This is a genomic window from Leifsonia sp. 115AMFTsu3.1, assembly GCF_004362795.1.
Lineage (GTDB): Bacteria > Actinomycetota > Actinomycetes > Actinomycetales > Microbacteriaceae > Leifsonia.
Window position 1 is genome coordinate 1,161,484 of the sequence record NZ_SNYB01000001.1, and the last position, 11,020, is coordinate 1,172,503.

Annotated in this window: 9 protein-coding genes; 3 read left to right on the forward strand and 6 right to left on the reverse strand. The window is 64.9% G+C overall.

Annotated features, from left to right (window positions below; all coding sequences use genetic code 11):
• Positions 1 to 8 precede the first annotated feature (8 nt).
• The 6 genes from AXZ95_RS05645 to AXZ95_RS05670 all read right to left on the reverse strand — a co-directional run bounded on the left by AXZ95_RS05645 (position 9) and on the right by AXZ95_RS05670 (position 6,504).
• Positions 9 to 1,247 carry an ABC transporter ATP-binding protein gene (locus AXZ95_RS05645; protein WP_018190043.1) on the reverse strand — a complete coding sequence of 413 codons (1,239 nt, stop codon included), beginning with the start codon at positions 1,245 to 1,247 and terminating at the stop codon, positions 9 to 11.
• Positions 1,248 to 1,255: 8 nt separating this feature from the next.
• The gene (locus AXZ95_RS05650; protein WP_018190044.1) at positions 1,256 to 2,158 is read right to left on the reverse strand and encodes an ABC transporter permease; all 903 of its coding nucleotides are present in this window, start codon (positions 2,156 to 2,158) and stop codon (positions 1,256 to 1,258) included.
• 93 nt (positions 2,159 to 2,251) lie between these two features.
• Positions 2,252 to 3,373 carry a glycosyltransferase family 2 protein gene (locus AXZ95_RS05655; protein ID WP_231374358.1) on the reverse strand — a complete coding sequence of 374 codons (1,122 nt, stop codon included), beginning with the start codon at positions 3,371 to 3,373 and terminating at the stop codon, positions 2,252 to 2,254.
• An 8-nt stretch (positions 3,374 to 3,381) separates the two neighbouring features.
• Complete coding sequence (locus tag AXZ95_RS05660) at positions 3,382 to 5,412, reverse strand: glycoside hydrolase family 99-like domain-containing protein (protein ID WP_018190046.1); 2,031 nt, start codon at positions 5,410 to 5,412, stop codon at positions 3,382 to 3,384.
• A gap of 23 nt (positions 5,413 to 5,435) precedes the next feature.
• Positions 5,436 to 6,155, reverse strand: coding sequence for a rhamnan synthesis F family protein (locus tag AXZ95_RS05665; protein ID WP_018190047.1), 720 nt, complete (start codon positions 6,153 to 6,155; stop codon positions 5,436 to 5,438).
• A 109-nt stretch (positions 6,156 to 6,264) separates the two neighbouring features.
• Positions 6,265 to 6,504 (reverse strand): hypothetical protein, encoded by a 240-nt coding sequence (locus tag AXZ95_RS05670; protein ID WP_018190048.1) that lies wholly within the window; start codon positions 6,502 to 6,504, stop codon positions 6,265 to 6,267.
• A 428-nt stretch (positions 6,505 to 6,932) separates the two neighbouring features.
• Between AXZ95_RS05670 and AXZ95_RS05675 the strand changes: the two genes are divergently transcribed.
• From AXZ95_RS05675 to AXZ95_RS05685, 3 genes are all read left to right on the forward strand, one after another.
• Positions 6,933 to 7,169 (forward strand): hypothetical protein, encoded by a 237-nt coding sequence (locus AXZ95_RS05675; protein ID WP_018190049.1) that lies wholly within the window; start codon positions 6,933 to 6,935, stop codon positions 7,167 to 7,169.
• A 59-nt stretch (positions 7,170 to 7,228) separates the two neighbouring features.
• Positions 7,229 to 8,800 (forward strand): hypothetical protein, encoded by a 1,572-nt coding sequence (locus tag AXZ95_RS05680; RefSeq protein WP_133638799.1) that lies wholly within the window; start codon positions 7,229 to 7,231, stop codon positions 8,798 to 8,800.
• A gap of 199 nt (positions 8,801 to 8,999) precedes the next feature.
• Complete coding sequence (locus AXZ95_RS05685) at positions 9,000 to 11,003, forward strand: hypothetical protein (protein ID WP_018190051.1); 2,004 nt, start codon at positions 9,000 to 9,002, stop codon at positions 11,001 to 11,003.
• The last annotated feature ends 17 nt before the right edge of the window (positions 11,004 to 11,020 follow it).

Genomic DNA, 11,020 nt, shown 5'->3' on the forward strand with positions numbered 1-11,020 from the left:
GCGAAGCCTCAGTCGCCGACGATCGAGAAGGTCGGCTTGGCGTAGAGCATCCCGACGGTCGTCGGATCCTGTGCCACGTCGAAGCTGGTCGCCTGCGGAAGGTCAGCGAAGTGGCGGCCCGTCGGGTCCATCAGAGACACATTGACGAAGTACTTGCCGGACCCGAATTGCGGCCGCTCGAGCTTCAACTGGACCGTCTGCGGTCCGGTTGTCGCGGGAAGCTTCATACCCGCACGCGGTGTCGAGGTGCCGAAGGCGACCTGGCCCATCGCATTGTCAATCTGGATGCCGCACGTCCAGCCCTCGACCGCCTGATAGTGGTCGATCTGCACCGTGATCACGAGGTTGTCATCACGCTCCAGGGGCGTGCCGACCGTACGACCCTCGGGCTTCGCCGACACGACGTTGATGCGCGCCTCACGGTCCGGCGCCGCCGGGCGACCCTGCGCATCGACTTCCGAGACGCGACGCTCCTCGAGGAGGTCTCGGAACTTGGACACGGCGTCGCGCGGCTCCCCGTCGAAGACCATCTCGCCCTTGTTGAGCAGGATGGCGCGGTCGCAGAGTTCCACGACCTGGCTGAGGTTATGCGTCACCAGCACGATCGTCCGGCCCTCCTCTTGGAAGGAGCGGATCTTGTCGAGGCATTTCCGCTGGAAGGCCTCGTCACCGACCGCCAGCACCTCGTCGACGAGAAGAAGGTCGGGGTCGGTGTGGATCGCGACGGCGAACGCGAGCCGCACATACATCCCCGACGAGTAGAACTTGACCTGGGTGTCGATGAAGTCGGCGATACCGGAGAACGCCACGATGTCGTCGAATTTGGACTCGGTCTCCGCGCGGCTGAGCCCCATGATGGACGCGTTGAGGAAGACGTTCTCGCGACCCGTCAAGTCGGGGTGGAAACCGGCGCCGAGCTCCAGGAGAGCGGCGAGGCGTCCACGGCGGCTCACCGTTCCGCTCGTCGGGTCGACGATGCCGCCGATCACTTTGAGCAGCGTCGACTTACCGGAGCCGTTGTGACCGATCAGAGCGACGGTGTGGCCGGCGGAGATGGTCGCCGAGACATTGCGGAGGGCCCAGAACTCCTCGCGGTGCTTCCGGCCGCGGCCGAAGGCGACGAGACGCTCCTTGAGCGAGTTGTCCTTGCGCAGAACGAAGCGCTTGGAGACGTCGTCGATCACTACGATCTCGGGAGAGGACTCCGCTGCCGTCGACTCGTGCTGCTTGGTCAAGTTGTCCGTCATACCGTTTCCTAGAGAGCCTGCGCGAAGTTGCCCTGGAGGCGCTGGAATACCCGCTGGAAGACCACGAGCAGCACGAGGCCGATGACAAAGGCGATGCCGAGCCTCAGCCCCAGGCCAGCAGGGTATTCAGCGACACCCTGGCCGCCCATCCAGAAAGCCTTCTGGAACCCCAGGACGGCGAGCGTGATCGGATTGTTCGTGTAGATCTGGAGAGCCAATCCGTTGCCGAGGATGCCCTTCACCATGCCCCACGAATACACGATCGGCGAGGCCCACAGCAGGAGGAGGAGCAGCACCTCGACAAGGTACTGGATGTCGCGCAGGTACACGTTGAGCGCCGAGAGCAGCAAACCGAAGGCCGTGCCGTAGACCAGCAGTACCAGCAGCGCCGGGAAGAAATAGAAGAAGTCGGGCGACCACGGGAAGGAGCCGACGATGGCCGAGAAGATCAGCAGGATTCCGAGCTGAATGGCGAAGTTGAACAGCGCGGAGCCGACGCTCGCCAGCGGGAACACCTCGCGCGGGAGGTACACCTTCTTGATCAGTCCGGCGTTGCCCACGATCGACGCCGTTCCGCCGCCGATGATCTCGCTGAGCAGCCCGTAGGCCGTCAGACCGGTGAAGACGTAGACCGCGAACTCGGGGATGCCGCGCTCGGCCTGAAGGAACTTGCCGATGACGATGTAGTAGATGAACAGCTGCGTCAGCGGCCGGATCAGCGTCCAGACGAAGCCGAGGGCGCTGTCCTTGTAGCGGGACTTCAGGTCGCGCCGGACGAGGAGCGCGAGCATCTCGCGGTGCGAGAAGATCTCCTTCAGCGCGGCAATCGATCGTCGTCCGGTGGGCGAGGCGGCTCCGACCGGCGCCAGTTTCTGGCGGGAGAGAGCATCGAATCGCGCCTGGGCTGACATGCACTTCTTTTCGTCGGGGGCGGGGGACCTCGCAAGTATAGTCGGCCGTTCGCCGAGGGAGCCGAGCGGTCGCTGAGTACGCTCGGTCTCGAATCAGGCGCGGTCGCGGCGCGTGGAAACGCCCCGGACGACGCGGGCGATTTTGCTGGAGAGGCGCTCATCGGCGCGCGTGCGGGCCTCCTGCAGCGCAGTCGACAGCTCGCCGATGCGGGCGTTCAGGTCGTTGACCTGATCGCTCAGGTCGAAGATCATGTCACGCTCGCGCACGCCTTGGCGCTCCAGTTCACGGATGCGTAGCTCCGAGGCCCCGAGCTCCCGGCCGTAGGCGTACTCCTGCGCGTACGCCTGCTCGTCCACCGGCTCGTCGGCCACGGGTGAGGGCCAGCGGTCGGCGATGCGCCGCTCCAGCCGGAAGGAGCCGTCGGCGAGTCCGCGCTCGAGCTCGTCGGCGGTCGGATTGCGCACCAGGTACGACGCAAGCAGGGTGCCGGCGCGGAGACGGCGGTAGTCGCGCATCCCATGATGATTCGGGCTCGGCGTGAGTTCCGGGTTGCTCTCGTACGCGAGCCCGGCATTCTCGACCTTGTGCGCGAATTGCCGCCATGACCGCCACGGGAAATGGAGCACCTCCACCGCATAGGCGGGATCGGGCTCGCCCCCGCTCTCGAGGTTCACGAAGTGGTTGCCCTGCGCGACCTCGATGCCGGGCTCGCCGACGTGCACTGCGTCTGGCGTGGAGTGGGCGTGCAGGCCGACGGCGTTCAGCTGCTCGACCGTCCGCTCGTCGCGGTAGATCAGCCGCTGCAGACCGGTGCCGTCAAGCGCTGCCGGGCCCGCCATGTCGACGACCGGAACGGTGAACGCGCGGAGCGCCGGGTCGATGTGCTCGAACGCCTGCTTGAGCGTGAGCGCAGGGTCGCGGGTGATCCAGAACTCGTCGGCGTCGGCGTTGATGACCCAGTCCGCTCCATAGCGGGTTGCCGCGTCGCGCGCCATTCCCGTCACGACGGAGCTCTGCTGCTTGCGTTGCACGGGATCGTGCCGCAGGTCGATCAGGCCGCTCGCGGCGAACTCGCCGAGGATCTCGGCGGTGCCGTCGACGGAGCCGTTGTCCGTCACGATCAGGACGTCGACCCCCTGATCGAGATGGTGCTCGATCATCGGCCGGATGATGTCCGCCTCATCGCGGACCATCACCGTCATAGCGAGTTTCACGGGTTTCCTTACCTGAGGAGCGCATCCTTCACGGCGAGCAGGAACGTCCGGCCGAAGCGCTGCGACGGTTCGAGCACAGCAGACTCCGCCCACTCGTTCCATGCGTTCACGAAGACGATGCGATGTTCGGGTTCACGGTCGGCGATGGCGGAGATAGTCGAGTTCAACCAGCGCCGGAACGTGTACGGATTGGAACCATACCAAAGATCAGGGCGCCACTGGCGCCGGGCGGTGTTGTCGAAATTGACCATCACGCCGGGGTACCGCGTGGGTTCGACCGGGTGGGCGAGGACGAGTTCGGAGTTGCGCGCCATCTCGGGATAGCTCATCACATGACCCTCGAAGCGGCTGTCGATCCCGTCGAGATCGGCGGGATTGAGCAGGCTCCAGCGTCGGTTGTGCGGTGCGAATTCGAGGAAGGCATCGATGTCGTACTCGCTCAGCTCGTCGACGCCGTCGAGCTCGCGGCCCACGTCGACCGTCACGATGAAGAGACCGGGGAGCCCTTCGCTGATCGCACGCTCCCGCCAGTGCGCCAGGGTGGCGTTGATATCCGGAAGCTGCGCGATCTTGTAGACGGCGATGAGCGGCTTGCCGTCGACCCGGATGTACCGGGGGTCGAGGAGCAGGTGCATCACGTCGTCGATGAACTGTTCGGGAGGCACGCTGTCGTAGTCCTGGGCGATGAGGATGCTGGCGTCGCTGCCGTCCCACCGCCGCGACCAGTTCTCGTTGGCCCACATCAGGCAGAAGGGCTGGTCTCCGTCGGCGGCGTGCAGCCGCTCCAGCGGGAGGTCCATGAGCTTCTTCCCGGAGAACCAGTAGTAGTAGTACATGAAGCCCTCGATGCCGGCGGACCGGGCGAGGTCGTACTGCCGGTCGCGCACACCCTCCACCGAGAGGTCGTAGAAGCCCAGCTCCGACGGGAGCAGCGGCTGGTTGTGCCCTTCGAAGACGGGCCGAGCCGCCGTGACGTTCGACCACTCGGTGAAGCCCGGTCCCCACCATTGGTCGTTCTCGGGGAACGTGTGGAACTGCGGCAGGTAGAAGGGGATGACGCGGGCGCGCGGAGTGCGGTCGGCGTCCAGCTCGAAGTGCCGCCAGCCGTCGTCGGCGGGGGCATCGACGGTTCCGCGGCCGGCGATCCGGTAGCCCGCCTCGAGCGTCACCAGCCCGAGCGCTCGCTCGACCGCGTGCGCGGTCGTGCCGTCGACCTGACCGGCCTCGGGCTCGAAGTCCTCCGCATCCATGGCGAACGCGCGCAGCCCCTGGAGCAGGAAGCCGCGGATCCAGTACACCGAGCCCGAGGCGAAGCGGAGGTCGTGCTCGCTGACCGAGAGTTGCAGACGGCGCATGAGGGCTCGCGTCCGCTCCAGGTCGCCGCCCCAGAACTCCGTGCCGACGATGTCCTCGTCCGCGGTGACGATCCCGATGCTCGGGTCTTCCGCGAAGGCGCCGAGCACGGTCTGCACGTTGTCGGCCGAGCCGAGCACGGTGCCGTAGAGAGAGGAGCGCCAGTCGTCGCCCGTGCCGGACAACTCGGCGTGCTCCTCCCGCCAGGTGCTCTTCTTCGTATGCACCTTGAGGACGAGCTCGTACGGGTCGAGGAGTCCCGCGTTGACGACCTCGATCATCGGCAGGATGTCGCGGCCGTGATTCGCGACGGGCAGCACGGCGACGTGCCCGGCCAGCGGGACGTCCTCCAGGGGAAGGTCCAGCTCCTCGCCGCTCGCGTTGGTGACGATGAGGTCGAACGGCACAGGGATGTTCCGCAGCTGTTCGCACAGCTCGGGAACCAGATCCGTGTAGAAGACGTGCATCAGCACGCCGATGCGGGCCGGCGCCGACGGGTACTCGTAGAGTCGGGACCACGCGTCGGGGAGGGTCGGGCGCAGCTTTCCGCTACGTCGATCGACCCACGCTTCGTGGTCGGCCGGGTGCGGCTTCGGCGGGGTCACCACCTCGTGCGGAGCGATGCCGCTTGCTGCGATCTGAAAGACGGCGCTGAGGTTCCGTCGGATCTGTCGTGCTCGCGACACGGGTGCCGCTCCTTCCTCGTCGCTCACAGCCAGTCGGCGATGTCGACGCCGAACCGCTCGCGGATGATCTCGGGGGCCCGGCGTGCGTCATGTGCGACAGTCGGGTTCTGGATGATCTCGCGCTTCACGAACGGGAAGCCCAACTCGACGAGCTTCTGCCAACCGTTGATGACCGGGTTGTCCGTCGGAGCGACGACGCGCTCGGAAGCGAACCACGCGCTCGATGTGAGGCCTTCGGCACGGAGGAGGCCGCTCAGCCCGAGTTCGTAGTCGCTGATGATTCGCGACTTGTCCTCCAAGTGATGGATCGAACGCCAGAATTGGCGCACGGCCGGATCGGCGAGGGCTCCATCGCGGAACCCCAGGAAGTAGCTCTGAAGGTGCGGTGCATATTGGAGAGTGCTCGTCGCACCCCAGACGTCGCTCGTGGATGCCTCAAAGGATGCGCTCATCTCGTCGAGGGGTGCGAACGGGCCCACCATGGAGTCATTCGCCAGGATCACGTGACGGCGCTTCGTGATGGACGGGAACATGTCGAGGGCGACGGCCCAGGAGCCGAAGTCGTAGCCGATGTTCGGCTTCCGTACGACGATCGTCGACGATGGCGGCGCTTCCGGCCATCTCAGCGGCGAGTGGTCATCGCTCGCCCTCACGACGATGACCGGATATCCGACCGCGTCGAGGGATCGGACGAGCTCCGCGAGTGACAGGCTGACCTGACCGTTCTGCCCCCAGCTGGCCACGACCGCGACTCGGTCGCCACGAGGGGGCCGCGAAGGCCCGCGCTCGATCGTGACATTTCCGCGGACAAGGCGAAGGACGCGCTCGGAGGCGCGAGGCTCAGCCATGCCGTCAGCCCCGGCGCCGCGACAGCATACGCAAGGGCTTCGTGATGCGCCAGGAGAGGGATGAGCGCAGTGCGGTGATCTGTCGTTGATACCGCTCGGCCTGTTGCTCGGCCGCCGTTACCTGTCGGCGCAGATCGTCGATCAGAGGGGCGCTCTCGGCGAGTGCGGATCGGAGCGCCCGGATCTCCTGCCTCGCTGCGGCGAGTTCGTTGTCCAAGAGCGGACGGGTTTGCGGGGAGGCCATGTCAACCGTTCTCTCTACGTACGTGCATCCATAGTACCGACCGCATCGTCGGAGCGGCAATTACCAGAAATGTTTCATACGATACCGGTATGGAAACCACATGTGTTAGTAAGCGCGCTTCCCTTCTGCGTCGTTCGGCGCTGGTGTTCGCTGCATCCGCATCCATTGCCGCGAGTCTCGTCGGCTGCGCCGAAGGTGGGTCCGTCGCGTCTAGCAAACCGTCGGTCACGACGACTGCTTCTCCGCGGCCTCACGTCCCGTCGGCGTCGGCGCGACCGAGTACTCCGCAATCGACGAAGCCGACGTCGTCGGCCAAGTCCGAAGGAGGACCCACTGGGGCTCCCGTCACTGGGGAGTCCGCCGCTGAGCCGGCTCCGGCTGTGCGCCAATACGCAGCTGATGCTTGCAAAGCGCTGCTCGACTCCGGCATGGAGTTCGAGAAATTGCCCGGAGCGTACTCGCTGGCCGTCGACTTGAGCGACCGGGCGGCCGCCGGCGACGGGGCCTGGCGATCATTCGCGCAGGTCGTGCGCGCATCGAAGAGATCTTTCGAAAAGGTGTCGGACGGCGCGGCGAGCGATGCCGAATTCCAGGCCTACCAGCGCGACGCCGCGTCGCTGGACTCTGCCTGTGCCGAGCTCGGTATCCGGCTTTTGGAGAACTAGCCATAAGCATGTAAAACGAAGATATGAAGTTATTTAATCGAACACTCAGTATTTTAGGTGTGAGTGCCGTCCTGACAAGCTTTGCCGTACTGGCCCCGAGTGCCAACGGCGAGCCTGCGAGCGCCGCGACGACGACCTGCACTGACGCTGCCTGCGCAGGAATCCCCGGTGATCGGGTAGGGGTCGCTCAGCTCCTGATGAGCTTCACTCAGGGCACGGCGGGCGTGCCTGGCCTGTCGGGCCTGTATCCGGGCATCATCCCGACCATCAGGGATATCGCGTCGGGCAAGACGCCCCTCGGTGGCGGGTGCGACGTCGATCTTCGCTCGCTGCAACTGGTGGCGATCGTGGCCAAGAAGTACGGCAGTGTTCAGCTGACCGACCTCAACCGCAACTGCGCAGGCGATTCGGGCGCGACCTGCGACGGAAAGACCATCTCCGTCAGCCCGGTCCATTGCGTGGAGAAAATGTCTCCCCCGCAGGGAATCGACTTCGGCTGGATCGGAGGCTTGGGGTCACCGTCGAAATCCACCTCGGAGAAACTGCTGACCTTCCTATCGGGTGTTGTTCCGGAGGGCTCGCGGGCGGAGACGAACTGCGAGTCAGCTGGTTACACCAACTTCTCGCGATTCGCGGCGACCGGTTGCAACCATCAGCACGTCGACTTCCTGAACTCGCAGGGCGCTGCCTTGAGAATTCCTGCGGCCTCTGCGCCAGCGCCCGCATTCCCCGCCCTGCGTAACAACTTCACCATCGGATACCAGACGTCCGCCGGAACTCTGCAGACGGTCAACAGCAGTGTGCAACTCAGCAACTGGGCTCGTCCGATGGCCCCGAAGACCAGCCCGTCGATCGCCTATCTGACGAAAGATACGTGGCAGATGGCGTACATCGGCAGCGATAGCACGCTGTGGATGCTCAACTCGGCCGGTCAGCTCGCTCATCCCGGAATGGCCGTAGCGCCGGGGACCAGCCCTTCGATCACGGTTCTCCCCAACGGCAAGTGGGTCGTTGCTTTCGTTGGTAGCGCCTCGGTTCTGTACACGCTCGACAGCGACTCGAATGTGCAGAATCTCGGGAGACCGATGGCGGCCGGCACCAGTCCTTCGATTGCGGCGCTTGCCGATAACCGATGGCTGGTCGCGTACCAGACCAACACCGGAACGCTCAGCATGGTCTCTAGCTCGCTCGAGATCAGCGCGTACGGCATCGGCATGGCGAAGGATTCCAGTCCCGACATCGCAGGTATGTCCAACGGCACCTTCGCGCTGACGTTCGTGGGGGCCGACAACGCGCTGTACGTCATCAACCGGTCGGGGCTCTCGAAGTTCGGTCATTGGATCGCTGGGGGGACGAGCCCGTCGATCGCGGCAATGCCCAACTCCGAGTTCGTCATCGCGTATCAGAACGCCGACTGCACGATCAGCGCGCAGACCAGCTCCCTGAAGATCGCTAACTACGGGATCTGCATGGCGGCAGGTTCGAGTCCCTCAATTCAGATGAGTTCCGACGGTAGGTGGTTCACCTCGTTCGTCACGAACACAAACCTCCTCTACGTTGTCGACAGCAACCAGAGCCTGTCGAACTTCGGCCGGCAGATCGCGCCAGGATCGAGCCCGTCTATCAACTAGGGTCGGGCGACCGCGAGTCTGGGATCCCCCATAAGGGGGGATCCCGGATATTGCAGCCACACGCTCCAGCTCCTCTCCTTCTGCACGAACCTGTCGTAACCTGAAAAACAGATGTGCATCCGACCTGCACGTCCGGGTCCCTGACGTCAGCCGCTGCAAGCGTCTCGGGCGACTCTCCGCCGATCGAGGAACCCCCACAATGAAGCGTGTCCTCTCCATCCTTGGTGCGCTGGTGCTCGCCGTCGCCGTTCTGGTGCCAGTGACCCAACTGTCATCGCCATCCCCGGCGCAGGCGGTCAGCGGAAGTGACTTCCAGGCCGGCAACATCATCAGCGACGGCAACTTCTACAACCCGGCGGCGATGACGGTTGCAGACATCCAGAATTTCCTGAACGCCCGGGAGCCGAGCTGCCAGTCGGGGTACACCTGCCTCAAGAGCTACACGCAGAGCACCTATAGCCGGGGCGCAGACCCCATGTGCAAGGCGTACGGCGGTGCCTCGAACGAGTCCGCGGCTCAAATCATCTTCAAGGTTCAACAGGCCTGCAGCATCAGCGCCAAGGTCATCCTGGTCACGCTCGAGAAGGAGCAGGGTCTCGTCTCCTCGACCGCCCCGTCGGCGGGCAGGTACCAGATCGCGATGGGGTATGCATGCCCGGACACCGCCCCCTGCGACTCCGAGTACTTCGGCTTCTACAACCAGGTGTACAAGGCCGCGTGGCAGTTCAAGCGCTACGGGAACCCGGCCGGAACCAGCCAATTCTTCACCTGGATCCCGGTCGGCGGCACCGCGAACATCCAGTACAACCCGAACGCAGCGTGCGGCACGAAGCCCGTGCAGATCCAGAACGCTGCGACCGCGGCCCTGTACTACTACACTCCGTACACTCCGAATGCGGCTGCGCTCGCCAATATGTACGGAACGGGCGACGGATGTTCGTCGTACGGAAACCGCAACTTCTTCCGCATGTATACCGACTGGTTCGGCCCGACGATCGCACCGTATTCCGGCGCGCTGGACACCGCTGTCGGCGTCTACAAGGGCATCCAGATCAGCGGCTGGTCGTACGATCCTGCGGTCAAGCAGTCCGGCGGCTACGTCTGGGTCAACATCGATGGTCAGGGCGGCCCCTACAACGCGAACAAGCCGCTCAGCTGGTTCAACAACATGTTCCCCGGCTGGGGCAACAATCACGGATACTCCGAGACGATTCCCGCCTCATCTGGTCCGCATCAGGTCTGCGTGTACAGCATGCTGGCCAGCACGAGCCCGCTGATCGGCTGCAAGGACGTCGTCGTGCCTTACGGCGACGGTCACTTGGACACCGCTACCTGGACCTGGGGCGGCGTGCGCGTGACCGGCTGGTCGGTGGACTTCAGCACGACGGCTCCCTCATACATCTGGATCAACGTGGACGGCCAGGGCGGCCCGGCGAACGCCAACCTGCCGACTTCGTGGGTGAACAACTATCACCCGGGGTCCGGCGTGAACCACGGGTTCGACACCACGGTGAAGGCGTCGCCAGGAACTCATCGCATTGACGTGTACGGCATGTTCGGTCCGGCGAGCGGAACTCTGCTCGGCTCCGCCACCGTCACGGTGCCCCGCGGTACAGGAGCTTTCGATTCGGTGACGGCAGTGCCGGGTGGATACCAGGTGACCGGATGGTCCGCCGACTACACGTCGCCCGATCAGTCCTACGTCTGGATCAACCTCGACGGATACGGCGGCTTCTACAAGACCAACAAGGCTCTCAGCTGGCTGCCTAATTACCTGCCCGGCATCGGTGCAGGCAGCGGATTCGACATCTTCATCCCCGCTTCGAAGGGCACCCATCAGTTGTGCGTCTACGGTGTCGGTGGCACGGTCAATCTGGGCTGCAAGAGCGCCACAGTGACGCAATCGGATGCCGGCGCCCTCGACGGGGTGGAGGCGGTCGCCGGAGGTCTCCGCGTGCACGGGTGGGCGGTCGACCTGACCCAGCGCAGCGTGCCGTCGTACGTCTGGATCGACATCAACGGCACGGGTACCGCGGCCAAGGCCAGCATCCCGCTGAGCTGGTTCAACGGCTTCTACGCCGGCGCCGGACCTAACCACGGGTACGACGTCACCATCCCGCGGCCACCGGGGACATATCAGGTCTGTGTGACGACCATGTCGGCGTTGACTCCGCTCGGCTGCCGCTCCGTGACCGTCCGCTGACAGTCGCGGCGCAGCCG